An 18,290-nucleotide genomic window follows, 5' to 3' on the forward strand; every position below is an offset into this window, starting at 1 on the left:
AATGTATTTAGGATTTACTGCAACTCGATTGCAAAGATTACTTGTTACAGTTATCGCATAGACCTTTTACGACCATATTTGCTTGTTGTAGTTTGAAGTTTTCGGGAAGTTGAATTTTGGGAATAGGAACATCAAAAAGGCAGAATGTTTTATCGCAGTTTGTGCAATAAAAATGATAGTGCAAATCCTTTGGGTCGCAGTTACAACCTTTGGCACAAACCGCATATTTGGTCATTCCTGAACCATCTTCAATGCTGTGGATGACTTTGTTTTCCTCAAATTTTTTCAGCGTTCTGAAAATCGAACTTCTGTCCGTATATGCCAATGCGTTTTCAATATCTTTCAACGATTGTGCTTTTTCTTGGCTCAAAAGATGACGTAAAACCACAGTTCTGACTGCGGTGTTTTTCACTTTTTTTATTTTTAGGATTTCTTCTTCGGTTTGCATTTTCCTAATGTATCATTTTTTTCGAGCGTTGGCGAAAAACAGCTCTTTTATTTTTTTAGCGGTGGCTTATTGCGGTTGGAAAAAAATATATGTGCTGTTTGTGCGGTTGGCTTTTTTAGTTCAAATGTTGAATTTTAGAACGATTTTTTGCATTATGCACAACGTATGCAGATATGCGGCGTTTTAATGCCGTATATGTGCTGTTGTGTTTAGTATTTATTCATTAGTAAATATACATTTTTTAAATACGATGTCAGTCAGCCGCCACATTAAAAGCGCTCCATATATCTTTTGCTTTTTTTATTATGTGCTTTATCAACCCAGACTGATAAGGCATCGTCATCAAAAAACGGTCGCTATTATTTCCAAACTCCACTCACTCCAATTTTTATAATACCCTCAGGATCTGTAAATCACTTGACTATGTCAAAAATTTCCAGTACCTTCATCAAACTGATATACGTTCCCAACGTTTTGATAGTGAAACTCTCAACGATGTCAATCGAATCAGTTTGAAACGAAACTTTATTCAAAGTTCCATTCCTCAGTATTTTAAAAATTGTACTACTCTTAGCTTAATAGCGTCCGAAAAAGAGTATTTGGAACCCAAAAGGCTGATCTTATTAAATACAACGTATGCAGATATGCGGCGTTTTAATGCCGTATATGTGCTGTTGTGTTTAGTATTTATTCATTAGTAAATATACATTTTTTAAATACGATGTCAGTCAGCCGCCACATTAAAAGCGCTCCATATATCTTTTGCTTTTTTTATTATGTGCTTTATCAACCCAGACTGATAAGGCATCGTCATCAAAAAACGGTCGCTATTATTTCCAAACTCCACTCACTCCAATTTTTATAATACCCTCAGGATCTGTAAATCACTTGACTATGTCAAAAATTTCCAGTACCTTCATCAAACTGATATACGTTCCCAACGTTTTGATAGTGAAACTCTCAACGATGTCAATCGAATCAGTTTGAAACGAAACTTTATTCAAAGTTCCATTCCTCAGTATTTTAAAAATTGTACTACTCTTAGCTTAATAGCGTCCGAAAAAGAGTATTTGGAACCCAAAAGGCTGATCTTATTAAATACAACTAGTTATATCTCTATAAAATATACTGTTTATAGGTTTATGTTTCGGGATAAACGTAATAACAACCTTTTTAATTTACAGACTTATAAAGTTAGTAAACCAAAAGATACATATCTTAATTTTAAATTTTAAAGCTCCAAATTAGGTATCTTATTGACCAATCAATTTAAAAAATTCGGAAAGTCTGATATTTCTAGCCTCACAGATTTTAATTAAAGTCTCTACTGGAATTCGATACTCCTTCTCTCCCTTTATTTTACGTATAGTACTTTCATCAATGTCATGTTTAATAGCAAACGAATTTTGAGACTTTCCTTCTTTTAGCCACGGATGCAACCATTCCCTTGTAATATAGCTACATATTTGATTATTGATGTTAGTCATATTGACAAAGAAATTATTTCCTCAATAAAAAATTACGGTCGTTCGACCGTAATTCAATTTTTATTATTATATTAGCACTAGTAATATTAAATTTGCGATTCTTCAACTAAAAATATTGAAGCATTCGCTTTGAATTTCGTCTTAGAAAACTGGTAATTTTACAGGAACGAAATGATAAGTAAGATGCTCACGTCTTAGGGCGTGGGCTCACTTATTGTTCCTCGGTATACCAGTACCTCTAAGGCAGTAAGCTGAGTTCCATGCCTTTTTTTAACCATGGTTATGCACTCACTACGTTTCTTAGCGCCGTTTCCTTATAGAAGTATAGCATTTGTCAGTTTTAAGCTAAAAAGCGAATGCACAACACGTTTTGTACATCAATACAAAAAGATCTATTACCCTATTCTTATAGGTTGATCTTATCTGTGTTTGATATTCTCTTTAAGAAAAAGCCTAAAAACCCGATATAAGTAATTTATTATGGGAGTAACGCATAGCCAATTTTCGGATTACGTAGTACTCTTTTCTCCCATAAGTAACGATCCCACATTGAATTGAATCCGAACAAACCCTATTTATAAGCTAAAGGCATCGATGCTTTTGTAGCCCTAACCTCCTTGTTTGCTATAGGAATCAACTTTTCCTGAATGAACAGGACATTTAAGGAGTACAAACATCCAAGCCAATTTTAGAAATATACACTAAACCTCTTTTTGCCTATGCCATAAACCAAAGAAAACAAACATATAAAAACCTCCTAGTCAACTTTCACAGGGTCAATAGGAGGTAATAAATCAATTAACTAATAAATAACTAATCATTTCAAAATTATGAAAAATAAATCGATTTGTAAGGGTCGTTTCCTAATTCGCAGTCTAGGCTATCTAATGGTCTTTTTTACTTACATGCAAATTTCGGCATCAACCACTTTTCATACACCTAGTTTATCCATAAAACTAGATAGGCTACAAGCAATAATTAAAGGAGAAATTACCGATACCAATGGGGTTCCGCTAGCAGGAGTGGCTGTTATGGTTGAGGGCAGTAGCTCTGGGGTTACTTCAGATATGGACGGTAATTTCAGTATTCAAGCCAGCCCCAATGATATACTAATTTTTTCTGCCTTAGGTTTTGTAACCCAAAATGTGCTAGTAAACCAACAAAATATTTTACGCATTCAAATGGTAGAAGCTATAACTCAATTAGAGGGTATAACGCTTAATGCCGGATATTATACGGTAAAAGAAAAAGAGCGTACAGGAAATATTGCAAAATTAAGCGCTAAAATTATTGAAAAACAACCAGTGAATAATCCATTGGCAGCAATGCAGGGCCATTTATCAGGGGTTAATATTGTACAAAATACAGGTGTACCAGGAGGAGGTTTCAATATTGAAATTCGAGGTAGAAATTTTCTCAATGGCGGAACAGAACCTTTATATATTGTGGATGGTGTTCCTTATGGTTCAGAATCTTTAGAATCAGTAAGTATATCGCAAGGGATTAATGGGGCTAACATTAGCCCTCTCAATGCCATGAATCCAAATGACATTGAAAGTATTGAGGTGCTTAAAGATGCCGATGCTACAGCTATTTATGGGTCAAGAGCTGCAAACGGGGTTGTGCTAATAACCACTAAAAAAGGGAAAACGGGAAAAACTAAGTTTAACGTAAACATGAGCTCTACCCTTGGGACGGTGTCTCATTTTTTAAATCTGATGAATACACAAGAGTATTTAGAGGTCCGTAGAGAAGGTATCAGTAACGATGGCTTTGGATCATTTTTAGAAAACCCTGCTTTTGATTTTGTGTGGCCTGATATAAAATCTTGGGATCAAAACCGATACACCGATTGGCAAAAAGTATTAATCGGAGGAACTTCTTACCGAAATCAATTGCAACTTTCTATATCGGGAGGAAGTGATCAAACTCAATTTTTAATCAGTAGTGCTTATCAAAATGAAACCACGGTATTTCCGGGAGATTCAAAATATGGAAAGGTAACAGTAAATTCTAACATCAATCATCAGTCAAAAGATAATAAGTTCAAGATAAACCTGTCCACCCTATATTCCCGAGAAACAAATAACTTGCCACGAACCGACCTTGCCAATAAGGCCTATACTTTAGAGCCTAATGCACCTACGCTCTACGATGAAAATGGGAATTTAAATTGGGAAAATAATACTTTCGATAATCCATTAGCACTATTACAGGAAGACTATAATGTCAATATCAATACATTAATTGCTAATGCAGGTATCTCTTATGATTTAACAAAAAATCTAGAATTTAAGACTAGTTTAGGTTTTACTACTTACGATCTTGATTCTTATAGAATACTACCAAGCACCGCAAGAAATCCTAGTTTTGGATTTACCCCAGAAAGCTACTCTACACTTACCACCAATAGTGGTTCAAGGCAATCTTGGATTGTAGAACCGCAGTTGCAATGGAAACAACAATGGAATAAATTGGGTTTGAATGTTTTAGTGGGAAGCACCTTTCAAAAACAAACATCAGAACAATTTGTAGTAAGTGGAAGAGGTTTTCCGAGTAATGAATTAATCCGTAACCTTTCTGCTGCACAAACGCTGCAAGTGGTAGAAGATAGTGCTAGTGAATACAACTATCAGGCATTTTTTGGTCGGATCAACTTTAATTGGGATAGTAAATACATTTTAAATTTTACGGGTCGCCGTGATGGTTCTTCTCGGTTTGGACCAGGAAAACAGTTTGGTAATTTCGGAGCGGTAGGTTTAGCCTGGCTTTTTTCAGAAGAACCATTGTTAAAAGAAAGTTCTTTTTTGAGCTTTGGTAAATTACGAGGGAGTTTTGGTACTACTGGTAGTGACAATATTGGAGATTACCAGTTCTTAGATACCTATAGGGTATCAGGTCTTAACTATAATGGGGTCGGTATCATTGAACCTTCAGGAATTTTTAACCCACTTTTTGGATGGGAAGTCAATAAAAAACTGGAAGTAGCTCTCGAACTAGGGTTTTTTAAAGATCGGTTACTTTTAAACAGCTCTTGGTATCAAAATAGATCATCTAATCAACTTATAGGTATCCCATTAGCGGCGACGACAGGCTTTAGCAGCTTAACAGGAAATTTTGATGCCACCGTAGAAAATACAGGATTCGAATTTGATTTATATAGTTCAAACATTAAAGGAACAAATTTTCAATGGAATAGTACTTTTAATATTACGCTTCCTGAGAATAGATTAGTAAGGTTTCCAGGGCTAGAAACGTCAGTCTTTGCAAATCGTTATGTGATTGGCGAATCTCTTTCGATTATTAAACTCTTTGAAGCTCAAGGGGTAAATCCAGAAACGGGGATTTATCAATTTAAAGATTTTAATGGTGATGGGCTTATCACTGGATTGGAGGATCGAAAATTTATTGAAGATTTCTCTCCTGATTTTTTCGGAGGTCTTGGGAATAACTTCAGCTATAAGAATATCTCTTTAGATCTATTTTTTCAATTTAAAAAACAAAGGGGTTACAATAGTTTCGTTACCCAAACAGCCCCTGGCTTTCGTAGAAACGGACCTGTAGATTTGTTAGACAGGTGGCAAGAAGTAGGGGACGAGGTTAGCGTCACACAGGCAACCGCAAGCTTAAATCCCCAAGGTTTTGAAGCTAGAGACAATCAAAGGTTTAGTACCGCAGCGGTATCCGATGCCTCATTTATTCGGTTAAGAAATATTTCTTTCTCTTACCATATTCCAAAAACAAAGAAGTATGGACTGGATGTGAACGTATACCTACAAGGCCAAAATCTATGGACCATTACTAATTATGACGGTCCCGATCCAGAGCAAACTTCAACACTTATTTTACCTCCATTACGTCAAATCACCTTAGGCTTACAATTAGGATTTTAACATTAAAATTTAATATTATGAAACATATAATACATACAATAATCCATCTTCAATATGCCTTAAAAAAGGTTTTCAACCAATGGCGATATGTTGGTTTTGCCCTAGTACTATTGGGAGCTATTTCTTGCTCAGATTTTGTTGAAGTTGATGCGCCAAAAAATAATCTCACCTCAGAAACAGTTTTTAAGGATGCAGCTACTGTAAAATCGGCATTAGCAAACATTTACGTTAAGATGCGTGATCAAAGTATGGTTTCTGGTAGAAATGGATTAAGTACTGCCATGGGTATCTATTCTGACGAATTAGACTATTACTTGTTTGATGTGAGTAATACTCAATTGAACCAGCATAGTGTATTAGCATCTAATGGGCTTCTAGCGAACTGGTGGAGTAGTGCTTTTACTATAATTTATGCAGCCAACGACATTATAAAAGGAGTCGAAAACTCTGTTTCGTTAAGTCCTGATGAAAAGGCGGATTTTAAGGGTCAAGCTTTATTTATTCGAGGCTATATGCATAGTTTGTTAGTCGCACTTTATGGAGATATTCCTTATATCACTACTACGAATTATATAGCTAATAATAAGGTTTCGCGTATTCCAATAGACATCGTTTACCAAAACATTATAGCAGATGTTAAAGAAGCAGTGAGTCTTTTAAAGAATGATGTCGCTACTGGTGAAAGAGTCATTCCTAATAGAGCCACGGCCAATGCCTTATTGGCGCGTATGTATTTGTATACAGAAAACTGGGAATTGGCAGAGGCAATCGCTAGTAAAGTTATCAGTAATTATGCTCTAGAAACAGATGTTAATAAGGTATTTTTAAAAAATAGCTCAAGCACGATATGGCAGTTTAAACCTAATGGTATTTCAGATAGAAACACCTATGAAGCCAATCAATTTGTAATTCGCTTTATTCCGGGGCAAGCTTTTTCGTTAAGTGAAAAATTATTGAACTCTTTTGAAGTAGGTGATACTAGACAAATTGCTTGGGTTGGTAGTAAAACAAGTTCAGATGGCCTAACCACTTTATTTTTTGCGAATAAGTATAAGGCTATTTTTAATGTCACCGAGTCTTTAGAGTATGCCATCCTATTTAGGGTGGAAGAGCAATACTTAATTCGTGCTGAAGCTAGAGCTCATTTAGGGAATATCGCAGAAAGTCAAACAGATTTGAATACCATAAGAAATAGGGCAGGGCTTGCAAATACCATAGCAAGCACCAAAGAAACCTTATTGACTGAAATTCTTAACGAAAGGTTTGTAGAGTTTTTTACAGAGCAAGGACAGCGATGGTTTGATTTGAAACGAACGGAAGAAGCTAGAAATGAATTAGCACCCATAAAATCTAATTGGAAAGATACACATGTTTTATTACCTATTCCTGAAACAGAAATAGAAGTGAACCCCAATTTAAAACCTCAAAATATGGGCTATTAAGAGATAAGTTTAATAGTACTTATCCTAATAATTCATCAAGTTAACTAAATATACTCATCGTATGAAATCATATATAATTTGTCTAAGCATGCTATGCTATTTCTCTGGACGGACGAGTATTTCGAGCCCGGAGATATATAGCTTTAAAACGTCTGTCGAGCTAACCATAAAGCAAGAGCAGCCTTTTTTAAAGACATACCTAGAGGGCGAGAAACTTTTTATGGAAATTTCGAATACCTTATTAAACCAAGAAATGCTTTTTGTTCGCCACAACGACGGGCAACGCGTAGTCAATAGACATGTTGTATGGTCTAAATTTAGAGATAGAATATTTTTAGAAGCTATCCGAGTAGAGTCTTTAACGGGTGTAAAAATTCCAATTCCAAGTAATCCAGGGAATAACAGAAGTATTTTGGCGACATTTTCTATTATTAAAGAAAAGAGTACCTCAGAAACTTTTTTTATAGAAATTTCAGATTTCTTATTAAGTGACCATGTTGAATGGGAAAGAACAAGCCATCAATCAATTGTCAAGGATTTGTCCTTTATTAAAAAAGCAAAAAATATTTCTAATGAAGTCCTTATACAAACTATTTGGGGAGTAACTAAAGATCAAGCCAGAATAACCATCCCAGTAGATTTTAGTTTTTATCGACTGCTTGCGCCCATGTCCCCCAGATTATATGATTATCGTATGGGTTTCAAGGCGGATGATTATGAAGGTGGGTTGGGTTATAAAACAAAGAACAACATTGCTAGTATAGCTAGATGGCGCTTAGAAAAAAAATACCCAGATCAAACATTAAGTGAACCCATAAAACCTATCGCATTTATTTTGTCTCCCGAAATTCCCGAAAAATGGTGGTCATATTTAAGAAAAGGAATTCTAGATTGGCTTCCTGCTTTCGAAGCTGCGGGTTTTAAAAATGCTATTGTGGTAGAAGATCCTTCGAGTAGGAATACCATAGCAACAGAATTCAATAGTGTGAACCATTCTATAGTTCGATGGGGAAATTTTCGAAATGTAAGGGGTTACGAGGATGGGGGTGGAGCCAGCATAAATAGTGTGATCGATAAACGATCAGGAGAAATTTTGAAATCTGATATTTTAATGAATTCAACCTTACAATTTTTAATGGACGCTTATTTTATTCGATGCGCACTTTTAGATAAACGAGCACAACAATATCCATTTCCTGATGACCTAGTAGGAGAATTATTGCAATCTTTGGTAGCTCACGAAGCAGGACATTCCTTTGGTCTAATGGATGGTCATTATGGGGAATATGCATATCCTTTTGATAAAATGCGTGATCAAAACTGGTTGCAGAAAATGGGACATACACCAAGTATCATGACCTATGCTAGACATAATAATTTGGTGCAACCAGAGGACAGTATTCCGCCATCACTACTGATCCAAAAAGTGGGTCCTACGGATATCTATAGTATTCGTTGGGGATATACTCCCTTTGTGAAAACCAATTCAATTAAAAATGAAGAAGCATTTTTAGAGACCACCATTAGAGTACAGGATACTATTCGGTGGTATAGAAGAAGTATTGGAATTGGAGAAATTGTAGGCCCTGGTGCAACTAATGAGGTAGTGGAAAATGATGACCCTATCAGAAGTACCGAATTGGCCTTGAAAAATTTAGAGAAAGTTATGGGGCTAATACCAGAAGTAAATCAAACTAAAAAAGACTATCAATTAGCTGAACGATTATACGATAAGAGTTTAGAACTTTGGCAAAGCCAAATGCAACAAGTGTTGTCACTGATTGGTGGATTTGAAATACGTTATAAGATTCCAGCGCAAGATGGTACAATGTACTCTTCAATTCTATTAGAGAAACAATATCGAGCTTTAGATTTTTTTCTCGACCAGGCCTTTAACCCTCCAAATTGGTTAGCAAATCCTGAATGGAAAAAAGACCTTAACTATTCTACTTATCCTAATAAATTAAATGAATTACAAATAAATCTTCTTTCTGATTTAGTATCACCACTTCGTATGAAAAGGCTTGAATATACGGAGGATACTAAAGATAATTTGAAAATTTTAAGAAAAGTGGTAGCACAAATACAGAACAGCTTATTTAAAGAGTTAAAGGATAAACAATGTATGCTGGATAGACGAAGACAAGAAATTCAGCAGTTTTATATTGATCGATTAGTATTTGGACTTCAATACACAGGAGAGCTCAGTGTGGGTGACGTAAAACGTTCTCTCTACAGCCAAAATTCGAAGGGTATTTTCAAAAACGAATTAATGATGCTAAAAAAAGAAATTACTAATAAAATTTATAAAGATAAAAATGATAGTTGTAAAGGACATTTAAGTCTTCTTTTACAAGAATTAAATAAACTAAAGGAATAAAATTTTTATCAGAAGATTTTGAGTTTTAAAGCAAAAGAGTATTGTAAGTAAAACTTAATGTAGTTGAATTAGTTTAAAAAGGTGTCCAATTTGGACACCTTTTTTTTAATCTCATAAAGGCAAATTTACATTTGTCTAAGATAAGGAAGAGTCAATGCAGGATCTACAAAGGTGTCAAATCCATTAAACTTACATGGAATTGTTCCTTCAATAGGACAATCAGAACCTCCCGGAACAGGTTGAACTCCTAAAACAGGATGATTGTAATAGGCAGGATCACTTATGGTTTCAGTCGTTGTTGCAAACGATAGCCCAACTGCTAATAAAATTGCAAAAGCAGGTAATACGGTTTTAAAAAATGTACGTTTCATACTATTAAAATTAAAATTAATGACTTACTCTTTTTTACAGGTTTTCGGTCTTCCCCTGATGCTGCGCAGCAATATTTTTAGGATTGAATATGTTTTTGTCTTTTAAGAAATACTATTCCAAGAAAAGCAAGTAATATAAAAGCTACATTGAAAAAAAGATGCTCGTTCCAACTTAATTGGCCTATAATTCCACCACAAGAACAGGGTATAGATTCACTAAAATTTAAAACAAAAAGTATATATAAGGTAAAAAGTGCCATCATAGAAAGGCTGAGGTAAAAAGCATTCAGTATATATTTTTGAAAAAGAAATAATCCAGCTAGAACGTATTCAGTAAGAGGAATTATCCAAACTAATTGGGATGAATACTTTGAGACAAAGGGAGATTTACTTAATTGAATTTGAAATTCATCATACATTAGTAGTTTGCTTGTGGCTGCATACACCCATAAAAGAATAAACAAAAAACAAATAGTTTTCACGATTATTTGGAGAGGGATTTTAGGAGTGGCCATATCTTTTAATTTGATATGGTAAAGTTCTATACTAAAATTTATTCTTAGGGGATAAAATATTGATTGTAAAGGATTTACTTTGTTTTTTCCTTTTTCAAGTGCTAATTATCTTTATTTCTAGACTTTTTTCTCAGGACACTTGGTGCATATCCATAACGTTTTTTAAATGATCTGGAAAAATGTGAGATACTTTTAAAGCCATTAATGTGTGCAATTGATTTTAGAGATTCATCACTAAATTGAATCATCATTTGAGCATTCCTAAAGCGTTCATTCATTAAAAATCGATGTACAGTGGTTCCGTATAATTCTTTAAAGCCATACTTTAATTTAAATTCATTGGTGCCTAACAATAATGCAAAATCCCTAAGTAATGGAAAGTCGGCTTTTAGATTAGAAAGTAATATATCACGACCTTTACGAATTTTTCGTATGTCCTCAAAACTCAATCTTATTTTAGATTTTGTAGGTTGATTTTCAGTTGTTCTCTCTGACTTATACTCTTCTTCAATATATTGCGAAATACTAGTTTTAAGCTCTTTATCCAATTTTTTTTGGTGATTAGAATGATGAATAATTGTGATAAGTAGCTTTGGTATTTTTGAGTGCAACGTATGAAAAGAAGTAACATAAGCTATTTTTGGAATTAATAAATCGGATTTAGTTTTAAATTTTAGTTCTAGAGAACTTTCAGATATTTTTTTTTGAATTAAGTTGTTCTCCAAAGCCTTCCATGTTATTTGGGAGGAGGGCTCTAAAAAAGATATAAAAGGAGTACCGATAACATCACTCATAAGTACTGATAGTATATTACAAGCTTGTTGATTAGCCATTTCAATAGTTCCGTTTTTATCTATGATAAAACTCATTTGAACTAAATCTAATATTGGGCTATTGGAATTTGAAAAGCCTTGATGGTAATTAGTGGCTTGAATTTCTTCAGCTAGCATATTTAGAGAAATGCTTATTGCTTCTAAATTATCATTTTTTGCATATCGTTCTAAACGATAAAAGAAATTTCCGGAGGCCATTTCTAATAACATAGCTTTTATATCTTTTATTCTCTCTTTTTTACTTATACTCACATTCTTTGTTTTAAAGATTACAATTTGATAAATAACAATACTTACATAAAACTTTTAAGGAAGAGCAGGGCTTCATCTATATTTTCACACGATTTAGTTGGTATTGGAGGATTACTAGTTCGAATATAAAACTCCCACATTATTTCCGAAACAGGAGGATCAACAATTACAGCTACCGCTTTGATTAGGGTGGAACCTTCAACGGCTAAGTAAGATCTTGCTGCTTTATTAATTTCTTTAATTCCACGTATATCACAGAGGATTGGAAAAGATTGGCCCTCTTGTAGTATCAATCGGTCTTTTACAATTTGAACCGCTGCAGTCATATCAATAATAACTTCCTGATGATATATAATATGTAATATACCATCATAGAACCTATAGGAAGTATAATCATTTTCAAAAAAATTTCGCATAATAAAGAAAACTGGTAATTTCTTTAAATCTACAAAATTATCAAGAACAATAAGGAAATTTACCTATTTAGGTATTGTATTACAGGTGTTTATATTAACTTTTAAGGATTAAAACTTGACTTTAAGGGATTTTAGAATTGCTTATTATCTAAATTCCTACAAATGATGTTAAATTATATGACTTAAATATAAAAGTCATGGCAAAAATAAAACACAACAACTTTTTAGACACCGTTAATGAAGTTTTTACAGATGCAGAAAACGAGGGTGTTTTGCATTTGTATGCTGACGGAGAATCCTTCAATGGACAAATAATAGAAGTGAAAAATCGGAGATTATTTCATTTTGGAACTACGGGATATTTAGGCTTAGAGCAAGATAATAGATTAAAAGAAGCAGCCATAGAGGCTATAATGAAGTATGGAACACAATTTCCTTTATCTAAGACTTATATTTCTAATCCGCTATATCGTGAACTCGAAGAAAAGGTTACGGCAATGTATGATAATCCTATTATCATAACTAAAAACAGCACTTTAGGGCATATGGGCGTTATTCCTAGTGCGGTAGATGATCAAGATGCCATTATATTAGATCATCAGGTTCATTGGAGTGTACAAAGTGCAGCTAAAGTATTAAAGAATAGAAGTGTCCCAATTGATATGATTCGGCATAATGACTTAAATATGCTAGAAGATAAAATTAAAGGAAAATTGAACAAACATAAAAGAATTTGGTATATGGCAGATGGTATTTATTCTATGTTTGGAGATTATGCTCCTATTAAGGACTTGAAAACTCTTTGTATAAAGTATCCTCAATTACACCTTTATATTGATGATGTTCATGGAATGAGTTGGGTTGGAAAAAATGGAACAGGATATGCCTTGAGTGAACTTCAAGAACTTCCTGAGAATGTTTTATTATTTGGTACTTTGAGTAAAACCTTTGGGGCAAGTGGTGCAGTTCTATCATGTTCTAATAAGAAAATGTATCATAAGATTAAAAAATTTGGAGGCCCATTAACCTTTTCAGCACAATTAGAACCTGCCTCCGTTGCGGCGGCAATTGCATCGGCGACCATTCATTTATCTTCCGAAATTTACGAGCTTCAAAATGAATTGAAAGCAAGGATTCTTTACTTTAATACTTTATTAAAAAAGACAGATTTACCAGTAGTGGATAAAAATAATTCTCCTGTATTTTATATCGGTACTGGAATGCCAAAAACGGGCTATAATTTTGTCAACCGTCTTATGAAAGAAGGGTTTTATGTAAACTTGGGTTTATTTCCAGCGGTACCGGTTAAAAATACTGGGGTTCGTATAACCATTTCTAGGCATAATCAAAAGGAAGAAATTAAAGGCTTGGTAGCCGCTATGGAATATCATTTTCCCAAAGCACTGGAAGAAACTTTGACCAATCCTTCTCGTGTCTTTAATGCCTTCAATTTAGAATTTAAAAGGCCTTTAAAAGAAGAAAAACAAAAACTTGTTACGGTAGAAATTAAAAACTCTATTGAACAAATTAATAAAGATTTATGGAATAGTTGCTTTAAAAATCATGGGATTTTTGATTGGGAGGGACTTAAGTTTCAAGAAAAAGTTTTTCAAAATAATGAGTTAATTGAGCATAATTGGACCTACAGGTATGTGATAATCTACGATGAGGATAGGAAGCCTATTTTGGCCACATATCTTACGATTGGCTTGTGGAAGGACGATATGTTGTCAAAAGAAAGTGCATCAAAGACTATTGAGGAAAAAAGGAAATCTAATCCTTATTTCCTTACATCAACAGTCCTCAGCTTAGGTTCATTATTTACAGAAGGGAATCATTTATTTGTGGACGAGAAGCATCCTTTGAGAAAAGAAGGTTTAGACGCTTTTGTTCAGAAATTGGAACAATTTGAGCATGAATTTAATGCGAAAATGACTGTTTTACGTGACTTCAAAAGGGATGAACCTTCCTACTCATACTTTCAAGGTCAAGGATTTGTAAGAATACAAATGCCTAATTCATGTGCCATTAATTTAGAGAGAAAAGAATCGATGGAGCAGTATATTTCAAAACTATCTAAAAGAAATAGACAACATGTTAGAAAAGAAATTCTCGCGATAGAACCTTCCTTAGATATAAAAGTGTTAAAAGAAGTTACAAAAGATCAATTAAAACAGATAGCATCACTTTTTTTAAATGTGCACCATAATAATTTGGGTTTAAATACTTTTCCATTTCCTAATAAACTTTTCATTACAATGAATGAACATCCTCAATGGGAATTTATAATGATAAGTTTAGCCCAAGCCCCAAACGTATTAATTGGTGTCATGTGTTGCTATAGTAATGATAACCAAACTTATGTTCCTGCATTTGTAGGTATGGATTATGACTATTTAACCGAGTTTCACACCTACAGACAATTATTATTCCAGACCATCAAAAGAGCAATTCAACTCAACTTTAAAAAAATTGATTTGGGAATGACGGCATCATTTGAAAAAAGAAAACTAGGAGCAACGGTGGAAGAGAAGTTTGCCTACATACAAACTGGAGATAATTATACTTTGGAGCTATTAGATATTTTAGAATAGTTGTGAAATACGTTAATTGAGTATGTACTAGGGGTGAAGTTTGAACAACTGATATTAGATTTTGAGACCAAGTTAAAAACTTTGGAAGCATGTCATGAACATATTTTACTCAAGGCTGAAAAGGGTATTGCCCAAACTGAGAAATCTATCAAAAGACTTAGAATTAGAGTTTTAGAAAAAGGTTTCTTTTCAAAAGCAGAAGAGATATTATTTTTCAAACATATAAAGCCTAAATTTTTTAGCAAACTTATTTATTACGTGAAACTTTATCATATAGAAAGTAAAAGACCTAGAAGTGGTACCAAATATCAAATTAAATATCTAAACCATCAGATACATAAACTTCAGATATATTTTAATGAAAATTTAGAGTTTTATTACTATTATCGACGAGGCGCTACCACATTGGATGAACAGTATTTTATAAGAGGAAAATCTAATCTGAGAACACCTACGCAATCTTTTCATTTCTTTGTAGATCATGAATTCTCAACTTTTCAAGATTCGGCGGTATCTACTATTATAGCTTTTGACATGTTGATTGACTACTTGCAGCAAGAAATTGAAAAACTAGAAAATCAAGGAAAAAAAACCAAATCAGGGCTTTTTAAGAATACTCCAAATGTAATTTGGACAGGAAACAAAACGGAATTAGTAGAATTAATATATGCACTACAAAGTAGTGGAAATATTAATAGTGGTGCCGCAGACATAAAAGAGATGGCCATTTTATTTGAACAAATATTTCATGTAGATTTAGGAAATTACTACCACAAATTTGCTGAGATTCGGGCACGGAAAACGAGTAGAACAAAATTTTTAGATAGATTACAAGAGGTTCTTAACCAACGCTTTGATCAACTAGAGGAGTAACCGATAGATGACCCCAAGGTGGGGTTTTCCAAAACAGTGATTTTTATCTAATTTCAACATTAAGTTTAACGTAATTTGGACTTGTTTGGTGTTTTGAAAGACTTTTTTTACGCTAAATTTTTAGTAAAAAAATTACCCACCTTGGGGTCGTCTATTGATTTTATATCAAAAGTGTTTTCCAATTTTGTCTCACGAAAGTCAAATCTAAGCAAAGTCGTCGCTAGTATGAAACCTAAACCCTAGACGGCTTTGTTTTTTAAATCAAAAATTATGGCAACATCTATTATTACCACAGACGATCTCCGAGAGTTCAAATTAGAATTATTGGGAGACATTCAAAAATTATTAAATGCTCAGAATGGGCAAGTACCCAAAAAATGGCTCAAATCGCACGAGGTTAGAGAATATTTAAGTATTTCCCCAGGAACTTTACAGAATTTGAGAATTAATGGAACCCTACCTTACACCAAAATTGGTGGAGTGCTTTATTACGATTATCGTGATATTACAAAAGCTTTAGAGGAAAATCGAGTTCATCATAAATTTTAGAAGTGTTATGGAATCAGTAAATTATATAAAACATCTGAATGCTGTTTTTTTGCTCTTCTCTAAGGATAAACGCTTGAACCCTTCCCATATATGCTTGTATATGGGGCTATTCCAATTGTGGAATAATTATCATTTTTCCACTAGTTTTTATATCAATCGTGATGAAGTGATGCAGTTAGCTAAAATAGGTTCAAAAACAACGTATCATCGCTGCATTAAAGAACTTCATCATTGGAAATATTTGGTGTATCTTCCTTCGTATAATCCTTTCCATGGTAGTAAAATTAAAATGTTCAATTTTGGGACAAGTGCTGAACAAGTAGTAGACCCATTTCATACCAATATGGAGACAAGTAGTGGACTAGCGATGGTATCTATAAACAAACATAATAAAACTAAAAAGAGGAATATAAATGAGAATAAACTTGACCAACCTAAAAATGAAAAGGAAGTTGTAGATTTTTTTTTAAAAGAAAATTGGACAGCATTAGAAGCAAAAAAGTTTTATAATCACTACGAAGGCATTGGTTGGCGAGTAGGAGGGAAATCTAAAATTGTTAATTGGCAAGCAACTGCACGAAATTGGGTATTGAAGGCTAATGAAATAAAAAAAGAAAAAATAACGTTCGTAAAACAAAAGAAAGCTGATAATCTGATGGTTGATATTCACAAGAAATACAATGAACCGCTATGAATCTTCATCATCCAAATATCATCATTGAAGGCGATTCTCACTATACCTTAGGTACTTTAAGAGGGAATAAGGTATTTTATGATTTTGATAAAATGCTTCTTTATCTTAATGCAAAAGGGAAATTGCTTTTTGGCAAAGACTTTAAAATCTTTGAAGAAGATCATCCATTGGTATACAAACTTTGTAATTATTTTATCAAAGATGTGGGTAATTGTAGAAAGTTCGATATTGACATCCATAAGGGGCTTCTGTTATCTGGCCCTGTAGGATGCGGTAAAACAAGTTTGATGAAACTGCTGCGATATCTTGTACCACACCAAAGGCCTTACGAGGTTATTCCCGCAAGAAATATCACGTTTGGATTTAATAATGTAGGGTTTAAAATCATTGAAGCCTATGGGGATAAAAAGTTTTATTGCTTTGACGATTTGGGGATAGAACCTACTGGAAAATATTTTGGAAAGGATTGTAATGTTTTGGGCGAAATATTACTTTCTCGCCACGATTTATTTTTAAATCATAACATCATGACCCATGCCACCACCAACTTAAATGCGCAAGAACTTGAGGAACGTTATGGAAGTAGGGTTCGTAGCCGCATGCGCGAATTGTTCAACTTGATAGCTTTTGATGAAAATACGGGTGATAAAAGGAAATAATTGAACTTTGGCAAATAGTGAATATTCAATCAAAATGTAATTTAAAAATTTCAAATGGATTTACTAAAGTCGAAATGACCTGTAAATCAAAATCACTTCTGAAATAAAATGTTCAATTATAGCCTTAAGACTTTTAGTTAGTTCTACAAATATATCTTTCATAGTTTCAATAATTTTGAATAATTAGTAAAATTGATAATGCTGACAATCGAATATTAGAGCGGTTTGAAAAATAATTATTTTCATCTCGATTACTCAAAAAACCCAATTCCAAAAGCACAGCTGGAAAATAATCTAGAGTTTCTCGTAACACCTGAAAATTCGCAAACTTCACACCCCTACTTTCAAAACCCAATTGCTTTTTAAATGAAGCTTGCAACGCAAAAGCCAACCAAACGGCGTTCTCAGTATATTGTGATTTTGCATTAGTCACATAAACTTCAAAACCTCTTGCATTTGGATTATCCGAATGATTGCAATGCAAAGAGATAAACAAATCAGCTTTTAGAACCTTGGCCAACTTAGTTCTATCCGACAACGAAATAAGTGTGTCACTATATCTCGTCAAGTAAATATCCAATGGCGTTTTAGATTGTTTGTTTAAGCTCAAAATTTCCAAAGCAATATCGAGTACAACATCTTTTTCTTGAATTTTATTTATTCCGATGGCACCAGAATCTTTTCCACCGTGTCCGACGTCAATTAGTATTCTTTTTTGCGTTGCAGTTTCCTGACCAAAAATGATACATAGTTGCAGGAGCAAAAAGACAAAACTGACGTTTTTGAGTGTTTTTTTCATTTCTATTTTTCAGGTTATCAACAGTTAGTTCTCAAAAATCCATAGAATTTGATGCCAAATAATAGCAACTGAATTCAATTGAATA

General features: G+C 33.6%; 15 protein-coding genes. 8 read left to right on the forward strand and 7 right to left on the reverse strand.

The features are described 5' to 3' along the window. Positions 1-37 precede the first annotated feature (37 nt). Positions 38-448: a Fur family transcriptional regulator gene (locus GQ45_RS16200; protein ID WP_026811287.1), complete on the reverse strand. Its 411-nt coding sequence runs from the start codon at positions 446-448 to the stop codon at positions 38-40. Positions 449-1,701: 1,253 nt separating this feature from the next. After that, positions 1,702-1,935, reverse strand: a complete 234-nt coding sequence (locus GQ45_RS16205) for a helix-turn-helix transcriptional regulator (protein WP_047419592.1) — start codon at positions 1,933-1,935, stop codon at positions 1,702-1,704. Positions 1,936-2,765: 830 nt separating this feature from the next. Between GQ45_RS16205 and GQ45_RS16210 the strand changes: the two genes are divergently transcribed. The 3 genes from GQ45_RS16210 (at position 2,766) to GQ45_RS16220 (ending at position 9,650) form a co-directional block, all read left to right on the forward strand. After that, the gene (locus GQ45_RS16210) at positions 2,766-5,828 is read left to right on the forward strand and encodes a SusC/RagA family TonB-linked outer membrane protein (RefSeq protein WP_047419593.1); all 3,063 of its coding nucleotides are present in this window, start codon (positions 2,766-2,768) and stop codon (positions 5,826-5,828) included. Between the two features lie 17 nt (positions 5,829-5,845). Then, entirely contained in the window at positions 5,846-7,270 is a 1,425-nt protein-coding gene (locus GQ45_RS16215; protein WP_047419594.1) for a RagB/SusD family nutrient uptake outer membrane protein, read from the forward strand. A 61-nt stretch (positions 7,271-7,331) separates the two neighbouring features. Further along, positions 7,332-9,650 (forward strand): zinc-dependent metalloprotease, encoded by a 2,319-nt coding sequence (locus GQ45_RS16220; protein WP_081980940.1) that lies wholly within the window; start codon positions 7,332-7,334, stop codon positions 9,648-9,650. 125 nt (positions 9,651-9,775) lie between these two features. On the opposite strand, the gene GQ45_RS16225 is transcribed toward GQ45_RS16220, so the two are convergent. The 4 genes from GQ45_RS16225 to GQ45_RS16240 form a co-directional block, all read right to left on the reverse strand. Next, complete coding sequence (locus GQ45_RS16225) at positions 9,776-10,021, reverse strand: DUF6520 family protein (protein WP_047419598.1); 246 nt, start codon at positions 10,019-10,021, stop codon at positions 9,776-9,778. A 77-nt stretch (positions 10,022-10,098) separates the two neighbouring features. Further along, entirely contained in the window at positions 10,099-10,536 is a 438-nt protein-coding gene (locus GQ45_RS16230; protein ID WP_047419600.1) for a MauE/DoxX family redox-associated membrane protein, read from the reverse strand. A gap of 101 nt (positions 10,537-10,637) precedes the next feature. Then, on the reverse strand, positions 10,638-11,621 hold the full coding sequence (locus GQ45_RS17690) for a helix-turn-helix domain-containing protein (protein WP_052188302.1): 984 nt from the start codon (positions 11,619-11,621) through the stop codon (positions 10,638-10,640). A 41-nt stretch (positions 11,622-11,662) separates the two neighbouring features. Next, complete coding sequence (locus GQ45_RS16240; protein WP_047419601.1) at positions 11,663-12,037, reverse strand: STAS/SEC14 domain-containing protein; 375 nt, start codon at positions 12,035-12,037, stop codon at positions 11,663-11,665. A 197-nt stretch (positions 12,038-12,234) separates the two neighbouring features. On the opposite strand from GQ45_RS16240, the gene GQ45_RS16245 reads away from it, so the two are divergent. The 5 genes from GQ45_RS16245 (at position 12,235) to GQ45_RS16265 (ending at position 17,406) form a co-directional block, all read left to right on the forward strand. Continuing rightward, positions 12,235-14,631 (forward strand): aminotransferase class I/II-fold pyridoxal phosphate-dependent enzyme, encoded by a 2,397-nt coding sequence (locus GQ45_RS16245; RefSeq protein WP_047419602.1) that lies wholly within the window; start codon positions 12,235-12,237, stop codon positions 14,629-14,631. Positions 14,632-14,712: 81 nt separating this feature from the next. Further along, positions 14,713-15,504, forward strand: a complete 792-nt coding sequence (locus tag GQ45_RS16250; protein WP_231555215.1) for an RteC domain-containing protein — start codon at positions 14,713-14,715, stop codon at positions 15,502-15,504. Positions 15,505-15,774: 270 nt separating this feature from the next. Continuing rightward, positions 15,775-16,053 (forward strand): helix-turn-helix domain-containing protein, encoded by a 279-nt coding sequence (locus GQ45_RS16255; protein WP_047419604.1) that lies wholly within the window; start codon positions 15,775-15,777, stop codon positions 16,051-16,053. A gap of 7 nt (positions 16,054-16,060) precedes the next feature. Next, a complete protein-coding gene (locus tag GQ45_RS18170) occupies positions 16,061-16,747 on the forward strand; it encodes a hypothetical protein (protein WP_047419605.1) in 687 nt (228 codons plus the stop codon). After that, positions 16,744-17,406: an ATPase gene (locus GQ45_RS16265; protein WP_047419607.1), complete on the forward strand. Its 663-nt coding sequence runs from the start codon at positions 16,744-16,746 to the stop codon at positions 17,404-17,406. Before GQ45_RS18170 ends, GQ45_RS16265 begins: the two co-directional genes overlap by 4 nt. Positions 17,407-17,572: 166 nt before the next feature. Here GQ45_RS16265 and GQ45_RS16270 read toward each other — a convergent pair whose 3' ends face one another. Further along, complete coding sequence (locus tag GQ45_RS16270; RefSeq protein WP_047419609.1) at positions 17,573-18,205, reverse strand: N-acetylmuramoyl-L-alanine amidase; 633 nt, start codon at positions 18,203-18,205, stop codon at positions 17,573-17,575. Positions 18,206-18,290 lie beyond the last annotated feature (85 nt).

This window comes from Cellulophaga sp. Hel_I_12 (assembly GCF_000799565.1).
GTDB lineage: Bacteria > Bacteroidota > Bacteroidia > Flavobacteriales > Flavobacteriaceae > Cellulophaga.